This window comes from Luminiphilus sp. nBUS_07, assembly GCF_051201685.1.
GTDB lineage: Bacteria > Pseudomonadota > Gammaproteobacteria > Pseudomonadales > Halieaceae > Luminiphilus.
In genome coordinates, this window is sequence record NZ_CP179213.1 from 2,082,596 (window position 1) to 2,103,015 (window position 20,420).

At 53.1% G+C, this 20,420-nt stretch carries 16 protein-coding genes; 4 read left to right on the top strand and 12 right to left on the bottom strand.

Going from position 1 to position 20,420, the window contains the following annotated elements:
• Positions 1–50: 50 nt before the first annotated feature.
• The 11 genes from ACMAZB_RS09275 to ACMAZB_RS09325 all read right to left on the bottom strand — a co-directional run bounded on the left by ACMAZB_RS09275 (position 51) and on the right by ACMAZB_RS09325 (position 13,497).
• Positions 51–2,399, bottom strand: coding sequence for a FimV/HubP family polar landmark protein (locus tag ACMAZB_RS09275; RefSeq protein WP_435216681.1), 2,349 nt, complete (start codon positions 2,397–2,399; stop codon positions 51–53).
• A 125-nt stretch (positions 2,400–2,524) separates the two neighbouring features.
• Positions 2,525–3,547, bottom strand: a complete 1,023-nt coding sequence (locus ACMAZB_RS09280) for an aspartate-semialdehyde dehydrogenase (protein WP_435216683.1) — start codon at positions 3,545–3,547, stop codon at positions 2,525–2,527.
• Positions 3,544–4,641 carry a 3-isopropylmalate dehydrogenase gene (leuB, locus tag ACMAZB_RS09285; RefSeq protein WP_435211235.1) on the bottom strand — a complete coding sequence of 366 codons (1,098 nt, stop codon included), beginning with the start codon at positions 4,639–4,641 and terminating at the stop codon, positions 3,544–3,546. Before leuB ends, ACMAZB_RS09280 begins: the two co-directional genes overlap by 4 nt.
• The gene (leuD, locus tag ACMAZB_RS09290; RefSeq protein ID WP_435216685.1) at positions 4,641–5,291 is read right to left on the bottom strand and encodes a 3-isopropylmalate dehydratase small subunit; all 651 of its coding nucleotides are present in this window, start codon (positions 5,289–5,291) and stop codon (positions 4,641–4,643) included. Before leuD ends, leuB begins: the two co-directional genes overlap by 1 nt.
• On the bottom strand, positions 5,288–6,718 hold the full coding sequence (gene leuC / locus ACMAZB_RS09295; RefSeq protein WP_435211238.1) for a 3-isopropylmalate dehydratase large subunit: 1,431 nt from the start codon (positions 6,716–6,718) through the stop codon (positions 5,288–5,290). The genes leuD and leuC overlap by 4 nt, the downstream gene beginning before the upstream one ends.
• 375 nt (positions 6,719–7,093) lie before the next feature.
• A complete protein-coding gene (gene rlmKL, locus ACMAZB_RS09300; RefSeq protein ID WP_435216687.1) occupies positions 7,094–9,241 on the bottom strand; it encodes a bifunctional 23S rRNA (guanine(2069)-N(7))-methyltransferase RlmK/23S rRNA (guanine(2445)-N(2))-methyltransferase RlmL in 2,148 nt (715 codons plus the stop codon).
• Positions 9,242–9,300: 59 nt separating this feature from the next.
• Positions 9,301–10,431 (bottom strand): hypothetical protein, encoded by a 1,131-nt coding sequence (locus ACMAZB_RS09305; RefSeq protein WP_435216689.1) that lies wholly within the window; start codon positions 10,429–10,431, stop codon positions 9,301–9,303.
• Entirely contained in the window at positions 10,431–11,105 is a 675-nt protein-coding gene (locus tag ACMAZB_RS09310) for a hypothetical protein (RefSeq protein WP_435211244.1), read from the bottom strand. The genes ACMAZB_RS09305 and ACMAZB_RS09310 overlap by 1 nt, the downstream gene beginning before the upstream one ends.
• A gap of 181 nt (positions 11,106–11,286) precedes the next feature.
• The gene (locus ACMAZB_RS09315) at positions 11,287–11,907 is read right to left on the bottom strand and encodes a class I SAM-dependent methyltransferase (protein WP_435211246.1); all 621 of its coding nucleotides are present in this window, start codon (positions 11,905–11,907) and stop codon (positions 11,287–11,289) included.
• Complete coding sequence (locus ACMAZB_RS09320; protein ID WP_435211247.1) at positions 11,907–12,623, bottom strand: dienelactone hydrolase family protein; 717 nt, start codon at positions 12,621–12,623, stop codon at positions 11,907–11,909. The genes ACMAZB_RS09315 and ACMAZB_RS09320 overlap by 1 nt, the downstream gene beginning before the upstream one ends.
• A 121-nt stretch (positions 12,624–12,744) precedes the next feature.
• Entirely contained in the window at positions 12,745–13,497 is a 753-nt protein-coding gene (locus ACMAZB_RS09325) for a lysophospholipid acyltransferase family protein (RefSeq protein WP_435216690.1), read from the bottom strand.
• A 144-nt stretch (positions 13,498–13,641) separates the two neighbouring features.
• On the opposite strand from ACMAZB_RS09325, the gene ACMAZB_RS09330 reads away from it, so the two are divergent.
• The 4 genes from ACMAZB_RS09330 to ACMAZB_RS09345 all read left to right on the top strand — a co-directional run bounded on the left by ACMAZB_RS09330 (position 13,642) and on the right by ACMAZB_RS09345 (position 17,457).
• Entirely contained in the window at positions 13,642–13,980 is a 339-nt protein-coding gene (locus ACMAZB_RS09330; RefSeq protein ID WP_435216692.1) for a hypothetical protein, read from the top strand.
• A 68-nt stretch (positions 13,981–14,048) separates the two neighbouring features.
• Positions 14,049–15,461, top strand: a complete 1,413-nt coding sequence (locus ACMAZB_RS09335; protein ID WP_435216694.1) for an SDR family NAD(P)-dependent oxidoreductase — start codon at positions 14,049–14,051, stop codon at positions 15,459–15,461.
• A 152-nt stretch (positions 15,462–15,613) separates the two neighbouring features.
• Positions 15,614–16,786: an epoxide hydrolase family protein gene (locus ACMAZB_RS09340; protein ID WP_435216696.1), complete on the top strand. Its 1,173-nt coding sequence runs from the start codon at positions 15,614–15,616 to the stop codon at positions 16,784–16,786.
• Complete coding sequence (locus tag ACMAZB_RS09345; RefSeq protein ID WP_435216698.1) at positions 16,747–17,457, top strand: PaaI family thioesterase; 711 nt, start codon at positions 16,747–16,749, stop codon at positions 17,455–17,457. The genes ACMAZB_RS09340 and ACMAZB_RS09345 overlap by 40 nt, the downstream gene beginning before the upstream one ends.
• A gap of 13 nt (positions 17,458–17,470) precedes the next feature.
• On the opposite strand, the gene ACMAZB_RS09350 is transcribed toward ACMAZB_RS09345, so the two are convergent.
• On the bottom strand, positions 17,471–19,942 hold the full coding sequence (locus tag ACMAZB_RS09350) for a TonB-dependent receptor (RefSeq protein ID WP_435216700.1): 2,472 nt from the start codon (positions 19,940–19,942) through the stop codon (positions 17,471–17,473).
• Positions 19,943–20,420: the final 478 nt, after the last annotated feature.

Below are 20,420 nucleotides of genomic sequence, written 5' to 3' on the forward strand. Positions count from 1 at the left end.
CAACACGTGTACCCTCGGGCCAGCTCACTGCGCTAAATGAGGAAAACGGCTCAGTCAATATTAATGAGGAGCTCGCGAGCCTCTGCCTGCTGCCGTAAATCCCCTGCAGCAATCACCTCTTTTAATACCGGGCGGGCTCCATCCTCGTCTCCCATATCTATGTAAGCTCTTGCAAGATCCAGCTGTGTGTCGACGGGATCAACTTCCGCAGCATAGACCAAGCCTTCGGGCTCTTTGTCGGCCTCAGCAAGTGGCGGCGGCACATCCGAGCCGAGGACCTCAGCCAACTCGGGGGGCAGCGCAGCGTTTTGCTGGGCAAAAGGATCATCAGAAAGGTAACTCAATGTATCACTCGCGGCCCCTGTCTCTGTTGTACCTGACGTGGCGCTGTCTGAGGATTTCAAATCGGTGCTGTCGTCGGAATCTCTTGGCACTGGATCGGCATACGGCATGATTTCATCGAGGACCTCTTCCTCAAGATCCAAGGTCAACGGCGCATCCGAAACGGGCTCTGCAAGTTCACCTAAATCGAGATTGCTCGCTGCAGGTATAACTTCAGAGAGCATTCTTGAGGCCTCGCCAAAGGCATGCCCGTTACCCATACCTTTCAGTTTTTGGGCGGTGCTTTTTGCCTCTTCTTGCCGGTCGTTTTTGAGATAAATTTCGACCATCTTAAGCAGTGCTCGCGAATCCTCCGGGTTTGCCTGTGCCGCTGACTCCAGTAGATTGAGCGCTTGTTGGTGACGTCCATAAGCCATGTAGATGTCAGCTTCAGCAATAGCATCAGTCACCACGCTTTCATCGACGTAGTCGTTGTGCAGTCGTTGCCCATACCCTCGCTCACCATCGCTAGTTGGCTGGGTAGCCGTATTTTCCACCCCTGCTTGCGCCTGCACGGGGGCTGCTGCCTGAGAAGGCGCTGGTGCTGGAGCTGGAGCTGCCGCAGGTCTGGGGTCTAACTCTTTTGGCCTGCTGACCGAGGGTTCCCGCTCAGTGGGAAGGTTGCGCTTCAAAATCATGACGGGCTGTTGAACGCGTCGTGAATACACCACGGCTCCAATGCCCAACAAGGCGACCCCCCCCAAAGCAAAGGCCCACCAAGGAAAACCCCGGTTGATTGGGGCAAAAGTGCGAGCGCTCGCGGTGTCTTTTACATCAGCATTGGCATCAGCGACTGTGGACTCACGCTGTGCCGCTAGCTGCGCCTCTAATGCTGCAATCTGCTGGTCTTTTAGGACAACCAAATTACGCAGGTTTCCCATCTGCTCCGATAGCGCTGTTAACCTCGCCTGAATTTCTAACAGTTCACTCGCGTTTGGACCCGCCTCACTCCCACCCACGCTGCTCTGGCCTACGGCATTCGAGGCTTCAACTGCTTTTGGTATCTCCGCGACCGGATTGGGCTGTGAATCTGAGCCCACAGCAAGGTTGCTGCTCTCGTCGAGTTCACTAGACGTCGCCCTATCTTCTTCACTAGGGGCAAACGCGGCCTCAAAGGGGTCATCAGCTATTGACTCGTCTTCGGTTGCAACGTCAGCCACAACTCTCAATGCTGGGGTGCGACGGATACCATCTCGCCAGTCCTGATTGGCCTGATCAACCGCCAACAAGGCCTCATTCTGAGAGGTCAAAATGTCGCCTTCAGAGGGCATTTCCAACACATAGCCAGCCTTCAGCCCGTTGATGTTCCCCCCCAAAAATGCATCTGAATTCATTTGCACGGTCGCGAGCATTGTTTGCTCTACCGTGGCGCCCTGAGGCACCGCCTCAAGAGCAATCTCCCATAACGTATCAGCATGCTGCACCAAGTACCGGCCACCTACGCTGGGGCCTGCCTGGGTGTCTCTAGCAAATTCTCTGTCGGACATGTCCTCGGATGGAGCGGAGGCCGCCAACTGGGAAATCGTCGCATCCAAGGCTGCACGGTCCTGCTCTTCAGTAGACGCTGTGGCACTAAACCCTCGGCTTTGGGCGCTGCTTGTTGAGTCGATGGGCAAATCGACCAGTACGGTATATTCGCGCAACAAGCGCCCGTCAGGCCAACGCGTCTCAACCAAAAAGTCTAAGTAGGGCTCGAGTAGTGGCTTCGTCGACGTCAGAATAATCCGCGCCGCGCTGTCATCAACCAGCACCTCGAATTTAATATTTGTGAGGAAGTAAGCCCGGTCGATACCTAGGCGATCGAAAGCGCTCTGCGTGCCTAAACGAACCCTGATGTCATCAGCTGTAAGGTCCTGAACATCGAGCAGGGTTACCTCAGCAGACAAAGGCTCATTTAGGTAGGACTTAAGGGTTATGTCCCCAAGACCCAGCGCCCAAGCGCCGGAGGGTGACAGAACCGCCAGCAAGATGACGTACCGCCACAATGTCAGTCCTCCTGTTATACCGTACTTACCCATGCAGTTTCTCAGCATTACATTTTGGGTCCGACTTTGCGGGTCCCTCTGAACGTTACAATAACCGGTTTTTCCGGATTTTTGTCTATTTGAAGCCCTAACCTAGCAACTTTTCCCGGATAACACCGTTAAAGGTGCTCTTTAACGAGTAGCTCAGCTATTTGAATACTGTTTAACGCTGCTCCTTTACGAAGATTATCGGCGACCACCCAAAGATTTAGACCTTTTGGGTGGGATAGATCTTCCCGGATTCTGCCGACAAAGACTGCATCATTGCCAGCGCCGTCACTTACCGCCGTCGGATATGCACCGTCCTCAGACCCATCGACTAGGGTGACGCCCGGAGCGACTTTCAATAATTTTCGGGCAGCCTCAGCCGTTAACTTGGTATCGGTTTCAATATGAACCGCCTCTGAGTGCCCAAAAAACACCGGCACTCGAACGCAAGTGGGGTTAACCGTGATATTGGGATCTTCCAAAATCTTTTGGGTCTCCCAAACCATCTTCATTTCTTCACGGGTGTAGCCATTTTCCTCGAATGTGTCGATATGCGGCAGTGCATTAAAAGCGATTTGCCGAGGGTAGACCTTAGTCTCGGTAGGCTGACCATTCAATAACCGAGCCGTTTGCCCGGCGAGTTCCTCAATGGCCGCCTTACCAGTACCGCTGACAGCTTGGTAGGTCGCCACGTTGATTCTAGAGATACCCACGGCGTCGTAAATCGGCTTGAGGGCAACCAGCATTTGAATGGTAGAGCAATTAGGGTTGGCAATGATGCCTGTCGACTTGTAAGCCGCGATCGCCGCTGGATTGACCTCAGGCACAACGAGGGGGATGTCCGCTTCCCGGCGAAAGTGTGAGGTATTGTCGATTACGACACATCCACTAGCTGCAGCACGGGGTGCATGTTCTTTCGAAACACTGCCACCTGCCGAGAACAGTGCTATGGCGGTCTTTGAGAAATCAAACTCTGCCAGATCAGATACCGCGATCGATTTACCTCGAAAGCGCACCGTCTTACCGACTGAGCGGGCCGACGCTAAGAGGTATAACTTACCTACCGGAAATTCTCTCTGCTCAAGAATCTCGATCATGGCCTCGCCTACCGCGCCAGTCGCACCCACAACCGCAATATCAATCGTTTTACTCATTGGCTATTTCCTTCACGGCCCTTCAACGCACTGAGCACTGCTGAGCCCATGGCCTCAGTACCCATTACAACTTCACCTTTAGCCGCTATATCAGCGGTCCTGCATCCCTCATCAAGCACTGCCGATACTGCAGCCTCCACGGCAGCCGCGGCATCGCCGGCATCGAGGGAGTAGCGCAACAACATGGCCACTGACAATATGGTCGCCAGCGGGTTGGCAATATCTTGCCCGGCAATATCGGGTGCCGAGCCGTGTACCGGCTCGTAAAGACCGGCTGAGTGCGCATTGAGTGACGCCGAAGGCAGCATGCCAATTGACCCGGTAAGCATTGCAGCAGTATCCGAGAGAATGTCACCGAAAATATTTCCAGTAACAAGAACATCAAACTGTTTGGGCTGACGCACCAGTTGCATAGCAGCGTTATCAACGTACAGGTGGTCTAATTGCACGTCTGTGAAGTCTTCGCCGATCCGCGTAACAACCTCACGCCAGAGCTGAGTAACTTCGAGAACATTCGCTTTGTCTACTGAGGTTACCCTGCCGTCGCGCTTTGCAGCCAGCTCAAACGCCAGACGCGCTATGCGTTTAATTTCACTCTCTCGGTAAATATAGGTGTTGTAACCCTCTCGCTCACCATCATCCCGGGTGCGAATACCTCGAGGCTCACCAAAATAAATGCCCCCGGTCAATTCTCTTACAATTAAAATATCGAGACCCGCCACTAATTCCGGCTTCAAACTAGAAGCATCGGCCAACTGCGGGAACAAGATCGCCGGGCGCAAATTAGCGAATAAGTCGAGGTCTGCTCGGATCGCCAGGAGACCACGCTCTGGTCGCTGCTCTGCGGGCAAGTTATCCCACTTAGGCCCCCCAACAGCACCCATCAAAAGGGCCGATGCGGATTGGGCTTTCATTCGAGTGCTTTCTGGGTAGGCTTGTCCCTCTCGATCGATGGCAATGCCACCCAAGTTTGCCTCATCGATTTCGAGCGTGAGGCCATACAAATCGGCTACGCGCTCTAGCACTCGACGCGCCTGAACAACAACCTCGGGGCCAATGCCGTCTCCAGGCAGCAACAATATGGAATGGCTCATCAGACCTCCAAGGTCTCAAATACCCAAGGAAAGCGCGCTTGATGCTGTCGCTCAAAATCGCGAATCACCGCTTCATCTTGCAGCGTGACCCCTATGTCGTCCAAACCATTGAGGAGGCAGTTTCGACCAAAATCATCCGTTTCGAAAGGAAACGCCTCACCATTCGGCAGCTCGATTACCAATTTTTCTAGGTCCACAATAAGACTGAAGCCTTCTGTTTCATACATCTGGGCAAACAGTTGATCGACCCGATCGGCATCAAGAGCTATGGGTAACAGGCCATTCTTAAAACAGTTGGAGCGGAAGATATCGGCGAAACTTGGAGCAATGACGACACGAAAACCAGCGCCGTCTAGTGCCCAGGGCGCGTGTTCACGACTCGAGCCACAGCCAAAATTTTCTCTCGCGAGGAGAATACTTGCACCTTGATAACGTGGGAAATTTAACGGAAATTCTGTGTTCAATGGACGCCCACTGCAATCTGCATCAGGCTGCCCCTCATCGAGGTAGCGCAACTCGTCAAAAAGATTGGGGCCAAATCCAGTCCTGCGAATCGATTTGAGAAATTGCTTGGGAATTATGAGGTCCGTATCAACGTTGGCACGATCCATTGGCGCCACTAGTCCCTCAAGCCGCTGAAACGCTTTCATCGTCTATCCTCCATCAGATCACGGACATCGGTGAAGTGACCTGCTACAGCAGCCGCTGCCGCCATAGCTGGACTCACAAGATGCGTGCGACCACCAAACCCCTGACGCCCCTCAAAATTGCGATTTGATGTGCTCGCACATCGCTGCCCGGGTTCCAGCTTGTCTGCGTTCATAGCAAGGCACATCGAACACCCGGGTTCACGCCATTCCATGCCGGCATCTTTAAAGACCTGATCGAGCCCCTCATCTTCGGCCTGCTGTTTAACCAAACCCGAGCCCGGCACGACCAGTGCCTGGGTGATATTAGCCGCAATCTTTTTTCCTTTGAGCACAGCAGCCGCCGCGCGCATATCTTCAATACGCGAATTGGTACAGGAACCAATAAAAATAACATCCGGTTTAATATCTGTGATCGAAATCCCGGGCTCGAGTCCCATGTAAGACAGCGCTCGCTCAAGACCCTGACGAGCAGTATCTGTCGCCATATCTTCGAGTCTTGGCACCCTTCCCGAAACAGCAGTGACCATTTCAGGAGACGTTCCCCAGGTAACCTGGGGCTGAATCAGCGCCGCATCGAGAACGATCTCTCGATCGAACCGTGCGTCGGTATCGCTATGCAAAGTACGCCAATAAGTTGCCGCCTGATCCCACTGGGCACCTTTGGGCGCGTAGGGGGTTGCCGCTACGTAGTCGAGAGTACAGTTATCGACAGCGACCAGACCCGCACGGGCACCCGCCTCAATGGCCATGTTGCACAGCGTCATTCGCCCTTCCATGGTCAACTCACGAATAGCAGACCCAGCAAACTCTATGGCACACCCTGTCCCCCCGGCGGTACCAATCTCACTAATAATGGCCAGAGCAATATCTTTACCCGTCACGCCCGTGGGCAAGTCGCCCTCAACCCGTACGCGGAAATTTTTCATTTTGCGCTGTATCAGACACCCCGTGGCCAATACATGCTCCACCTCAGAGGTACCGATGCCATGAGCCAAAGCAGCCATTGCGCCATGGGTGGATGTGTGTGAGTCACCGCAAACAATGGTCATGCCGGGCAGCGTAGCGCCCTGCTCAGGACCCATAACATGCACGATACCCTGACGCACGTCGTTCAGTGGAATCTCTGGAATCTGATATTCCGCACAGTTGTCGTCTAGCGTCTGCAACTGGATACGAGACACTTGGTCTTTGACCCCCGCTAGCCCCTGAGCACGCTCACTGGCCTTCGTCGAGACGTTGTGGTCGGGTACGGCGATGTTGGCGCTAATGCGCCAAGGTTGGCGTCCGGCAAGGCGCAGCCCCTCAAACGCTTGGGGTGAAGTGACCTCATGCAGCAATTGCCGGTCTATATAAATCAAGGCTGTGCCGTCATCACGGGCCTCTACCAAATGACTTTCCCACAATTTGTCATATAAGGTTTTGCCCATAAGTCATCTCCAGGAGCAGTAAAATGTGTGACGCGCCTTCGCCTCGTGAAGGCATAATTTAAAGAGGTGTGCCGAAGTTGCCCAACGGTCTAGTGCTCCTGATTCAATAACTATGACAGGACTGAGACCACGAGTTAGGCAAACGGTAAAAAATGGCGCGGGAAGTATAACACCAAGGGGCTGAACTTAGGACTTAAAAGTGCCCAGCAAGCGCCGAATATTCATACAAAGCCCAGCTCAGATTACCGCTACGCAACCGTTGCCCCTGCCGCCGACAATGTGACTAGCTGTGCGGCTGATTTCAGTTGTTAAAAGCCTTCGTGAAGGCGCACTTCAGGCAACCAATCTTTTACAAACTTTAGTCTGCCACGAGCTCTATTTGGGGGGCGGAACAGATTCATTGGGACGGTGTTGGAAGCGCCAACAGCGATGAATATCCTGTCGCCGGCTGAAATCCTCGGGGATCGTTTTACGGGTGATATCTTCCACTTCGTAACGTTGCGTTAACTCTTGTGCAAGTTCGAAACGACGGTAGTTATTTGAGAAATAGAGCGTGCCGCCAGGGCTTAGCACAGACATAGAGGCATTCACTAAGGCAACTTGGTCTCGCATAATATCTAGGGTGCCTTCAGTCGATTTAGAGTTTGAAAACGACGGAGGATCGAGGAGGACGAGATCAAATTTTCGATCACACCCTTCTAACCAGGTTAGACAGTCTGCTCGCAGCACCCGGTGCTGGCGCTCAGACAGACCATTCAACGCTAAATTATCTTCAAACCACTTCAAATAGGTATTTGATAGATCCACGCTTGTGGACGTCGCGGCGCCACCCAACGCGGCGTGAATGGTTGCCGCGCCGGTGTAGCAAAAAAGATTCAGGAAATGCTTTCCTGCGGCCTCATCCCCCAGCATTAAACGCAAAGGCCGGTGGTCAAGGAACAAACCTGTGTCTAGGTAATCGTTTAAGTTAACCAGTAACCGAGCCCGACCTTCACGAACCGTGATTCGCTCCCCTTTGTGATCCATCTTGTTGTATTGCTCAGCGCCGCGCTGGCGCTGGCGCCGCTTGGCAGCAATCGGCTGATCCGAAGGCCATTCAAGAACCGATCGCACCGCAGCGAGTGCTTCTTGAAAACGACTTTCAGCGGCATTTTCATCGACAGTTTTAGGCGGCGCATACTCTGCCACGTGAGGGATGCCTTCATAGACGTCGATAGCCACCGCGTACTCAGGCATATCCGCATCGTACAACCGATAACAAGACGTTTGACTCGATTTCAGCCAGGACTTAAGACGCCGCCTATTCTTGACCAAACGATTCGCCAGCATGGTTGCCCCATCGCTCAAAGGTTCGGGCGCTACCTGAGTTGGAATAGGGGTCGTGTTCTGCGGCTTCTCATCAGCTGGGTTTGATGCCAGTCGATTGCTAGAACTGAGATCGAAAAGCAAAAGTTGGATATCTATGGAACCATTATTGAGCGCGTATTGCTTGTGACTGCGAAGACCCACGGCTCTGCCAAGTTCATTGTGAGCGGTTAAGATACCCGCGTTCCAACCTTGGAACTCACGATGAATGACTTGCCCCAATTCGCGATAGAGTAAGCGCATCGCCGACAGCTGCCCCAACCGCTCTCCCCAAGGCGGGTTACAAACAATCAACCCTTTGGGCATTGCCCGATGGGATGGCCTAGTCAGTGTGTTGAGCGCCTTCGGGCGCACCCGAATTAATGGATCAAGGCCCAGAGCCGAAATGCTCGCCTCGGCACGCCTGATTGCGCGTATGTCGCCATCATATCCACGCAACTCCACCCCTTCAGGTGCTGGCCTAATACGACTTCTTCCGTCAGCTTCAATGGTTCGCCATTGGTCGGGGCTATGACCTAGCCATCCGTGAAAACCCCAGCGCTCACGATCGAGACCTGCCGGTCTTGCCATCGCCATCATCGCGGCTTCGATTAAAAATGTTCCCGAGCCACACATGGGATCGATCAACGGCTGACCTGCCTCCAGGCAAGCCGGCCAGCCGCTCCTGATCAATACAGCAGCCGCAAGGTTTTCCTTCAACGGCGCTTTGCCTGGGTCCGTGCGATACCCACGTTGGTGCAAGCTGGTGCCGGAGAGATCAATACCCACACTGACGCGACCTCGATGCAGTCGCACGTGAACACGCAAATCTGGAAATCGGGTATCGACATTAGGTCGAGTCAGCCCGCGACTGCGAAAGACGTCAACAATCGCGTCCTTGCAACGCTGGGCACCAAACTGGGTGTTGCGTATATCTTCTGAGCGCCCCGAAAAATCGATAGCCAAAGTACTGCTGGGTGCTAGATGGTCACACCAAGGTAAATTGGCAATTCCGTCGTACAAATCATCAGCACTGCTCGCAGCAAATTCGCTGAGCTGCAAGATAATTCGATTAGCCAAGCGGCTATGCAGACAAGCCCGGTAACCAACGCCTAACCCCCCACTAAAAGTCACTCCGGCGACGCTCTCTCGAACATCCACGGCTCCCAAATCGCTCATCTCAGGAACCAGGAGGCTACCTAAACCCTTGGGGCTTGTTGCAAGAAAACGATACTGGGTCACAGACTGCCCTGCTCTATCGCAATAAGTTGACCCAGAATACGCCGCCATTGCGCGTACTGCTCGTCGAGTGTGCCTCCAAGACGCACCACATTCTCGCCCATCTGCAGAACCGTCGGTGCCGTTTCGTTATCGAAACCGGTAGCGAGTTCAAATAAGTCCTGCTCCTGTATGCGTACAGAGCGGTAGGCAGAATAGACTTGCTGCATCGCCGCAAAGCTACCCTGCCTAGCCATCAACTCACGACCTGAAGCGCGTTCGGTGTATTCCTCAAGGTAATCGGCCTGTTCCAAACTTGATCGCCGCCACAAACGATAGGTCGGCCCTAGCTCACTCCCCAAATCGACATATTGCTCATCGACAGTGTCAATAAACAGCGCCTCTTGATTACGTATTCTCGCTATTCGCGCCATCATGGGATCAGAGTCAGCAGGTAATCGATTGGGCTTCAAATAACCGTTATCCTCGGTAAGGTATAACGCGAACGCATCTGGGGCGAGCTCTTTTGCATACCTCAAGTCTGCAACGTTCATAAGCCGCGCCATATCAGTAGGCGCAAGGTTGTCAGCAGAAACTCGCAGCCGATTGGCAATAGATACAAACAAAGCTCTGAAGGGCTCTGTCGTTACATCAAGGTAATCATTCGCCGTGACCTGACTGTGAAAGCGCGCATCAAGCCACACTCGATTGGTGGCATCTATGGCTTTAATATCGACCACGAAATGTCTGCCGTCTGAGTGAACGATGGCACCAGACAAAGTCAACGCGGCAAAATGGCTAGCTGCGGGCAATACCCTCACCGCACCCCACTGCCCAGATTCTGTCAGCACATCACGAAGATATGTCGCCGCAAGACGCGTCTCGACAGATCGCAACTTATCGCGAGCATCCCGTGCGTCAGGGTTGCGTATGCCTTCTTCAAAAACAACAACACCAACCTCCAAGGGCAGCTGTTTAAGTTCGGTCTGGAGAGTTGCTTTAGCAACCGGTGCCGGCCAAGCCGAAGCATTAGCAACCGCGGGGTTCTCATATACCGGCAGCCCCGACGTTGACTCTCGTGGACTACTGCAGCCGAGTCCCACCGCAGCTAACAGCAACATCAGTGTCGGCAAGCGGAGCAGGATAGCCATCAGTTTTCCTTCTCCGTGGTGCATACCGTCCCTTTGCTGAGAGTTTGTGTGCAGCGGTACCCTGCCTTTTTAGGATCGAATCGAGAGTAAACTCGATTGACAATAAAAGGGTCACGGACGGTTGGTGAGTAAACTGCTGTCTGCAAAATCAAAGAGTCCGCCAACGCCGAACGCGTCAAGCGATGACGAATTGTCAAGCCATCGGGAAGGGTGATATCAAAAAACAACTGATGCCCGTCCCAACCACAGCGCTCGACACCGAACGGTGTTTGAGTAACGGTTGGTGGTGGCCGGTCAGTAACACAAATGAGAGCAAAGCTATTTTCGCGCTTCACCCTCACTGTATTGTCGGTCTGAATAACCTCTAGTAACTCAGGGGCGGTGATAATCTCGGCCATTTCAGCCAGCGCCAACAGCTCTCTGCCCGAAGACATTGGCGCGCCTGAATAGGTTTGACCGCGCTCGGCAGCTCTAGCCCGACGATCGGCCTCTTGCTGCAACTGCCGAATAATTGTGTTGAAGCGACGTTGTATGTTGTCACTGCGCGCGTAGTCCACCTCCCAGTTGCCCGTCATATCGATTGGATCTGAAGGCGCGTACTGGGCTGGCTTTGGCCCATCGGCCTGACACCCAACCAGAAGCATTGTGGCAACAAAGAACAGACAGGCTTTCATGGTGGGCAGTGCCACCCACCGTCAAGCCTAAAGTTTGGAGACTGCACCAGCTGTAAAAAGATCAAAAACACCGCTCGCCTATTCATAAAAGAAAAATATTCTGATGCCGGCAGTTGTTGAAGAACCCCACCGACCAACACCTGCGGTGCAATGCGATCTCCCCATAGCATCAGCCTGGCTGCTAATCAGGACGTGCCGTACCCCACACATTAAAACCAGCGACTCGCGGCGTCCCCGGCAAATACATTTGATCTACGTCGTCTAATTGGAAACCGTTACCATCAATAATATCGACGATTTTGCGATTGAGGTTACAGCCGCCAAACAAGCGCTTCCAAATTGGATTTACACGAGCCTGCCACCGAGCTACACCCGCATCCGGGGCCTCGCCATGCTCGCAAAACACGAGCTTACCGGAGGGCCGTAGAACGCGCCGTGCCTCTTTTATTGCTGCAGCTGGATCAGGAATAGTACACAGGGCGAAAGTTAGCAACACCGTATCAAAGCTTTCATCCTCAGCAGGAATTTCTTCAGCTGAACCCGCCTTAAACTCCACCTCGAACGGCACCGCACGAACCCGAGGCTTGGCCAACCGCCAAGACTCTTCACAGGGATCGAGACCGATCACACGCTCTACCTGTTGAGGGTCGTAATGTGGCAAATTGTGCCCCGCGCCCAAACCGATTTCTAAAATGCGCCCCTGAGCCTGTGGAACGACTTTTTGCCGCTGACGGACAATAGGCTTTGTGCCGCAGGCGCAGGTCACCAACCGAGGCACAACAAATTTGCTATACAGCCCCATCAGGACAGTACCTCACTTAAAAAATCATCCAGCGCTCGGTAAGCCCGGCGACTAGCCGTTGCGCTGTAGACCGTGCCAAAATCTGGGTCATTGGCCTCAGGATTGGTAAAAGCATGCAGAGTTTGACCATAGGCGTGTAACTGCCAGTCACAGCCTGTAGCCGTCATCTCAGTGGCAAAGGCTATCAACTGATCGGGTGGGACCATCGGATCGTCATAGCCATGCAACACCAACACTTTAGCCTGCAGATTTGGTTCTGGCAGGTTATCCGCAGGCAGCAACAGTCCATGCAAAGAAACCACCCCAGCTATGTCTTGCCTTGAACGGGCTAGGTCAAGAACGCAGAGGCCGCCAAAACAGAAGCCAATAGCAGCAACAGGCTCGTTGACTGCTTCAGGCTGTGCCCGAATGGCGTCTACTGCCGCACCAATACGCGCCTGCAATACACTCCGATCTGACATCACCGGCGTCATCAGTGCCGTGCATTCCTCCTTGTCGGCACCCACTGCGCCGCCACCGTACATATCTACAGCTAAAGCGACATAACCCAGATCAGCAAGCCGCAACGCTTGCTCACGCTCAAAGTCGGTAGAGCCTGCCCACGTCGGCGCCACCAAGACGGCGGGCCTTGGACCCAGCGCATCGTCCCACGCCATCGTGCTGTTAAAAGTGACCCCGCCCGATTCATAGGCCAATTCACGCGTCTGTATTGTCATAACTTACTGCTCCTTAAAGCTGTGCCGAGAAAAACCACTGGGCTTTTTATCGAGAGGGTGTCCTAAGTATACCTGCGGCGTTATCCCGAAACTAACGGCTTGTCACGGCTACAAGTCTGAATCACGGAGACTGCGGATAAGCCAGAGGATCTATCACCCGCATCTCTGTCTCAATCCAAGCCTCAACTCTCGCCATCAAATCTATGGGGGACTCGCCCTCGATAGCGTCTATGGGCGCGCCAATAGACACATCAATAACGCCCGGAGTGAACCGCCAACTTTTCCTTGGCCAACATCGACCTGAGGCCACCGCAATCGGAATGATTTTTGCCCCTGTCGCCAACGCCAAGCGAGCAGCACCGTTCTTGTAATCGCCCTGTTGTCCTCGGTGTGTCCGCGTGCCCTCGGGAAACATGATGACCCATTTACCCTTGTCCATGAGTTTGACACCCAAATCCGCCACTTTGCTCCAGGCCTGGCTTCGGGCGCTGCGATCGATGTGCACCATATCCAGCCTAGCCATAGCCCAACCAAAAAAAGGTATCAAGAGAAGCTCGCGTTTGAAGACATAGGCGAGTGGATGCGGCGTCATACTCGGGATAAAAAACGTTTCCCAAGTGGACTGGTGTTTAGGACACAAAATAATGCGCTGGTTGTCTTCCACGTCAGGTAAGTTTTCAAGCCCCAGCACGCGATACTTGACGCCACCAATCCAGCGTACCGCAAAAATTGCAGCGGAAAGATAAGGCTGAGCAAACCACCACCATAGGCGCTCAGCACTGACAAATAACGAAAAAATCAGCAAAAATGTCCCTACTGGAATCACTGAAATCGCAATCCACAAAAATGTCAGCAGTGATCGAATCATCCTCATACTTGTTTCACACCGTTACCTGCTTCACCGACACCACAACATTCCCGAAAACACGGCATTTAACCAGAAAAACCGACCTGACGGGCAATGATTAGCCCAGCTATCGCATGATCTCTGTCACAGGGGCGGCTATAATGGGCCGTCATGAAGCGCGAAATCTACAAGCAGAAGGCCAACAAAGCCGATTTACGAAACGACCTAGATCGAGACATTGAAACTTTTCTCGCAGGGGGTGGACGAATCGTCAACGTGCAGGCCGGTGAGACCGCGCTCGAATCGAGGGCGGCGCCACTACGCACGCCCATTTTTAACGAACCGCGAACATCACGCACGCCCCTCGACGATGTCGTTGCCACCCTTGATGAACGCCGCAAAACTCAAGCAAAACGTAGCCCATCGCGAGCACACAAGCCTCTGCCAAAAAAACGGGTGATATACGACGATTTCGGTGAAGCGCTGCGAACAGTCTGGTCCGAGGAATAACGCCCCAGTGAACTACTAGCCGAGGATGATCGTAGACCCCCCTCAACCCCATCGGCTCCAAAACGACCATGATTACACTACACGAAGAGATAACGGTGCAGCGAAGCCTTAAAGACTGCTTCCGCTACGTCTCTGATTTTCGAACAGTTGCAGAGTGGGATGCGACTGCCCTCAATGCCATTAAATGTACCCCGGGACCAGTAGGACTGGGGTCACGGTTTGTTGTGCACTGTGCCGTTGGGCCTACTAAAGTACGACTGGAATACGAAATTATTGAGTACTGCCCCTGGGCATCGATAGTTTTGCTGGGGAAAAGCCGCTTTTTCGACGTCCGAGACGTCATAAGCTTTACGGAAATTGGCTCACAAACTCAGATCAGCTACGAGGCTGAATTTCAATATCACTGGGGAATTAGCGCCCTAGAGCGTCAGCTCGAATCAGGGATGCGTGCCATGGGGGCTGAGAGCCTGCGAGGGCTAAAAGATGCCCTCGATAATATTACTTCATTACCAGAAGTCTCTGACTGCACAGCACGGGCAGACCGCTGGGTAGCACCTGGTGTCGCCATGTTTTCAAAATGGGGCTACCGCAGAAGCGTGCCCCACAGACAGCCCAACTCAAAATTTCTTGATGGACAACACGTGGTGATATCCGGCGCCAACAGTGGCCTGGGACTCGCCACCAGCATTGCACTGGCTGAAGCTGGTGCAGATTTAACGCTGATTATCCGTAACCCCGCAAACCGTGAAGGGTTATTGGAAACTTTGGAATCAGTGACGGGAAGGTCTGATATTGCGATTGAAATTGCCGACCTTTCTTTGATGGCAGACGTCAGGGCGGTATCCGATAGATTGCTCGCCAAAGAGAGACCCATTGATGTGCTCATCAATAACGCAGGCGCACTTTTCAACGACTACGGACTGACTAGTGAGGGACTAGAGCAAAGCTTCGCACTATTGCTCGCTAGCCCGACATTACTGACTCAAAAACTGCTGCCCCTACTACAGAACCGCAGCGCACCGGGTCGAGTGATCAACGTAGTATCAGGGGGTATGTATACCGAAAAGTTAGTCTGCGAAAGGCTTATCATGACGCCGCCAAAATATAACGGCGCTCAAGCTTATGCCCGCGCCAAACGCGCTCTCACCGTGCTCAGTGAACTATGGGCCGAGCAATGGCGAGAAGACGGAATCGTCGTCAACGCAATGCATCCTGGCTGGGCTGACACCCCCGGGGTGGCCTCAGCTTTACCCACTTTTCGAAGTATCACGCGACGAATCCTTCGCACGTCTGAAGAGGGAGCGGACACTATTATCTGGCTGGCAAAAGCAAGGGAGGCCGGCAGTGTCACTGGTAAACTTTTCCTAGATCGGGAACCTCGCACACCCTACCTGCTAACCAAAACAAAAGAATCTGCGGACCAACGTGCCAAGTTAGAGGCCTTTATCGATACACAAATCGATAGCGTCTTGGAAGCTTAAACGCGTAACACCAAACGCTACCTCAACAGAAGACACAGCTTGGTCTGTGACGCCATTACGCCGGGAAAGGCCAAACGCCCTCGGCAAGCGCTGGTCTGGACCCGCGACTGCGGATAAGCTGGACCTCACGAACCGCCAGTTGAGAGTTTTTTATGGAATCACCTATCACTCCATTCGAGCCCGCCATTGCCGATGAGGCAATTGCTGATCTACAACAGCGCTTGAAACTCACCCGCTACCCCGATGAAGAAACCGTTGAAGACTGGAGCCAAGGTATTCCCCTCGCCTATGTGAGAGAACTGACTGATTACTGGTCTGCTGAGTACGATATGGGACGAGTCTGTGGGACCCTCAATCAGTGGCCCAATTTTCTCACTGAAATCGAGGGTTTAGATATTCACTTTATCTATCAGCGATCGCCCCATAGCGATGCGACGCCACTGCTGCTCACCCATGGGTGGCCCGGTTCAGTGCTTGAATTTAGACACGTTATTGACCGACTGAGCAATCCCACCGAATATGGCGGTAGGGCAGAAAACGCCTTTCATGTCGTGGCGCCGGCCTTACCCGGCTATGGTTTTTCAGCCAAGCCTCGTGCGCCGGGGACAACCGTACAGAAGATTGCCGATCTGTGGATCGCCCTTATGAAACGTTTGGGGCATGAGAGGTTTCTTGCACATGGGGGTGATTGGGGCTCGCTGGTGACTCAGGCTGTAGCTGTAGCGCCGGGTACGACCTGTGCGGGCATTCACATCACCCTACCCGTCGTTGCTCCGGACCCGGAAACACTCGAGTCGCTGCTGCCCGAGGAAGTGCAGGCACTTGAGGCGTTTAATTTTTATCAAGACTGGGACTCCGGGTATTCGAAACAACAGAGCACCCGCCCACAGACCTTGGGCTATGGTCTGGCAGACTCTCCTACCGGGCAAATGGCGTGGATTATCGAAAAATATGCCCAATGGTGCGACTGCGAAGTCAATGGTTTGCGGCATCCTGAGAACGCCATCCCCCGTGATGAGTTACTGGACACCGTCATGCTTTATTGGCTGACTAATTCGGGGGCGAGCTCTGCGCGCTTGTATTGGGAAAGTTTTAATAACCCTGACATGGCAGAGATCGAGTTGTCGTCTGCCATTTCTCTTTTTCCCAACGAAATCTTTCGATCCAGCGAACGCTGGGCCCGTAAAAAATTTCTCAACTTGCATTACTTCAACGATAAAATAGCTAAAGGTGGACACTTCTCTGCACTCGAAGTCCCCGACTTACTGACTCAGGAGTTGTGGCAATGGCGCGAACAGCTTCGCGCACTCGAGATCGTAGCGTAATGGATAAAAGCTTTACCTCGCCTTTTATCACCGAGGATATTGATGAAGGTCATAGTGCGTATTGGACGGCCCGCCGGAGAATTGCCACTGCCGTGAACGCGTTAATTGAAGCTGCAATCACCAGTGACACCGACCCAACGGTGGCTAGCACCATTGCAGAAAGTATCGACACCATTACCGCCCAGCTCAAAGATCAAAGGCAACTGAAAGGGGTTATTGCCCACGCCAATGCCTATGGCAGCTATCCCATGGCCAATCACGAAATGTTGTGTGTGGGAGGAACCAGCCATCCTATGTCACCCGGATTACGGCACTGGTTTGACGGGGACAAGGTTTACGGCACCGTTACTTTTAATTGGTCCTATGAAGGCCCACCCAACCACGTGCATGGTGGCTGGGTGGCCGCGATTCTCGATCATTTTATGGGCATGGCCCAAGTCCGAGCAGGCAACGCAGGCATGACGGGGGGTCTCGATATTCGCTACCGGCGGCCAACACCTCTCAATTGCGAGTTAAACCTCATAGCGACTCTCACATCATTATCCGATCGCAAGATGCAAGTCGAGGCTGAGCTGAGCCACCAGGGTCAGGTGACGGCTTCAGCGAGCGCCCTTTTTATAAAACCTCGCGGCGCCATCTTCACAGAGGGCACGAGTACCCCGGCCCTCTGATCACAAACACGCCTTACCAGTTCAAGCGCATACCGCCTTCAATTCCGATCGTCTCGGGCTCACCGTAGAACGACATCATCCACAGATTAGCCACTGGCAGGTCACCTACACGATATCGCTTATCCGTGAGGTTTTTGCCGTATAGCCGCACCCACCAACGCCCATCTTGAGCGGTATACGTTGCCGAGGCATTCACCAAGGTGCGCTCATCGGTGAGACCATTATCAGAACCTGGAACAGAGGTATAAGCGTAAACGGCCTCATCTTCGTAGTTAACATTTAATGCCAGATCGAGATGCCCCCCGGCTATCGGCAGGTTATAGAGAAAATCTAAGTTCCAAGTAGTTTCTGGCGCCCGCGCTACGGGGCTCCCTGTTAAGTCGGTGTCGATGATGCCGTCGAAATTCGTGTCTGCCACGAACGACTTAAATTCAGCATCGAGGGTGCCAAGACTTCCCATGACAGTGAAGTTATCAGTTAATAGCCACGCTGCTTCAACCTCCAAGCCAGTAACTTCAATCTCTGCCGCATTGAAGTAGCGCGTCTCTTGAAACTCACTTTCATCGATACCATCGCCGTCTCGGTCTGCCGTAATTCGGGCCAGCAGTTGTTGCTGGGAATCATCGTAGGTGACATAGAACCCCGTAAGGTTCAGACGCAACCGGTTATCAAGGAACTCCGAGCGCAGCCCAAGCTCAAATGAATCCGCAATTTCTGGATCCGTCGGGCGTGCCTGTAGTGGCTCGATGGGGTTGCCACTGGTGCCGGTCTGATCGTTATAACCACCACTTTTAAAGCCCCGTGAATAAGTGGCATAAGTGTAAAGGTCATCGGTAGCTTGATAGCCCAGATTTAAACGCCAAGTGGGTTCACTCCAGCTCTCTTCATCTTCCACTACCCCCGCAGGGTACTTGGCAAAGTCTGCTGCGGCGATGGGCTCCCCAAGAACCTGCCAGGTCAGTGTCGGATCGAAGCCTCCAGTCAAGGCTTGGGTGAACACTTGGTTTCGCCCTTTCCACTTTTTCTTCTCGTGGGTGTAGCGGACGCCCGCGCCCAAAGTCAGCTTCTCTGTAAGATCAAAGGTGCCATCCAAATACACTGCCTCAGCCGAGGCATCCTGCCCGTTAGAAAGCACCTGTGGGTTGTTGTTGAAGTAAAAGGGGTCACCGAAGGCCAGAGCCGAGGGAATGGTCATATCTACAAAGCCCAGTACCTGTGCAACTGTAAATATCGTGTCATCCTGTTGGTAAAAGACACCACCTACCCAATTAAAAGCACCATCTAAATCAGACGCAACACGCAACTCTAGCTGGGTCGTTTCACGGACATCCTGGCGGTTAGCATCAAACAACGAAACCGGACCGACCTCACCGGTGTAAGTGCTGGGAAGCTGCGAATCTGTCTCACGGTAACCCGCAAAAGCACTCACCTTGTAATCGCTGCTAAGGTCCCAGTCGACATTTAAGTAATAACCATCGACATCGATTTGATGGCCCGCCTCCATATTCAGCAACACGTCATTGCGATTGGTGATCGCCGCATTATCTAGGGGGTCACCGGCATCCTTAGTAAACCCTAGGGTATTCCAGAGATAACCGGAATTAGGTGGCGTATTATTGTAAGACGGAGGCGCATCACTGTCGTCCCGCACCATCTCGTAGGCCAAGTTAATATCTAGCGCATCGGTGGGCTGCCATCGCAGCTTAAAACGCCCGCTAAATACATCGTCTCCACCCACATCAGCGCCGTCCCCTTGCCCTGTGGCTCCCGCCAATGGGAAGCCCACACCAAAGTCTGTAACCGGGCCGTAAGCCGCGCTATTGGAGTACCAGCCGTCGGACTTCATGTAGACACCAGCGGCTCTAAACGCCAAATTCTCGCTAATCGCTAGATTAAGAATCCCCTGGCCCTCGTAACGTCCATACTCAGCGACCTGCCCTCGCACTTCCAGCGAGCTTTGATCAAATTCGGGGCGATTTGTTTTTACGTTGATGGCGCCCCCGGTGGTGTTTTTGCCAAACAGCGTGCCTTGAGGGCCCCTCAAAATTTCAACACTGGCGATATCGAGCATTTCAATATTGGCGGTTTGGATATGAGGAATGACAAAGTCATCGACGATGACACCGACTTGGTTTTCGTAATACAAAATAATGCCATTTTGACCCACACCTCGGATCGCAAAGTTTGCTGAATTAAAGCCCGGTTGTTTGCCCGCCACCACGTTGGGGGCGAATATCGCAACGTCCAACAAGTCTCGAGGCACCGCCCGTTGTATTTGTTCTGCGCTGATCTGGGTCACCGCAATGGGCGTTGACTGAATATCCGTCTCCGCTCGACGCGTAGCCGTCACCAATACTTCCTCAAGCCTGGCTTCATCTTGCGCAGCAATTGGCGTAGCAAAAGCCAGCAGCGCAGGTACGATCGCCGTTGCCAAAGGAGCCATTTTGAATGCGGGTTTTTTCTGGGAAATGTGCGCTGTTGTCATAATGGGCAGGCCTCGTTATTAGTATGGGGCATCAGCAATTTCGACGCTCCTTCTGTTATCGCCAAAAAACCGCCTCTCGTCAACCGAGCATGTCATCCGCAGCAAAGTTTTTCGTCAAACCGCCTAACCCCCCCCCTACCTCGGTGTTTCACAGGGTTCCCCTGAGATGCGACAACGCATTAATCGACACACCTTTAGCTGGGGAATATTGTCGGCCGCTTCTGTCCTCAAGGCTCTAGGATCAAGGCTCTGGAATCAAGGGTTAGTGACCCTCGCAAATCTCGCGCGTGGAGTCTGCATCTCAGGGCTGAAGCTAGTCAGTGGAACTGATAAATTTATGCCCACGGGCGTTAACAATAATTCCCAACGCTGGCTCGAAATTATTGGTAAGTTGATCCGTTAGCTGTACTGCGTTTATCTGAGAAAAACCTCGAGTTCAGATTGCGCGCATGGCTACGACGCTAAGAAAAATGACCTT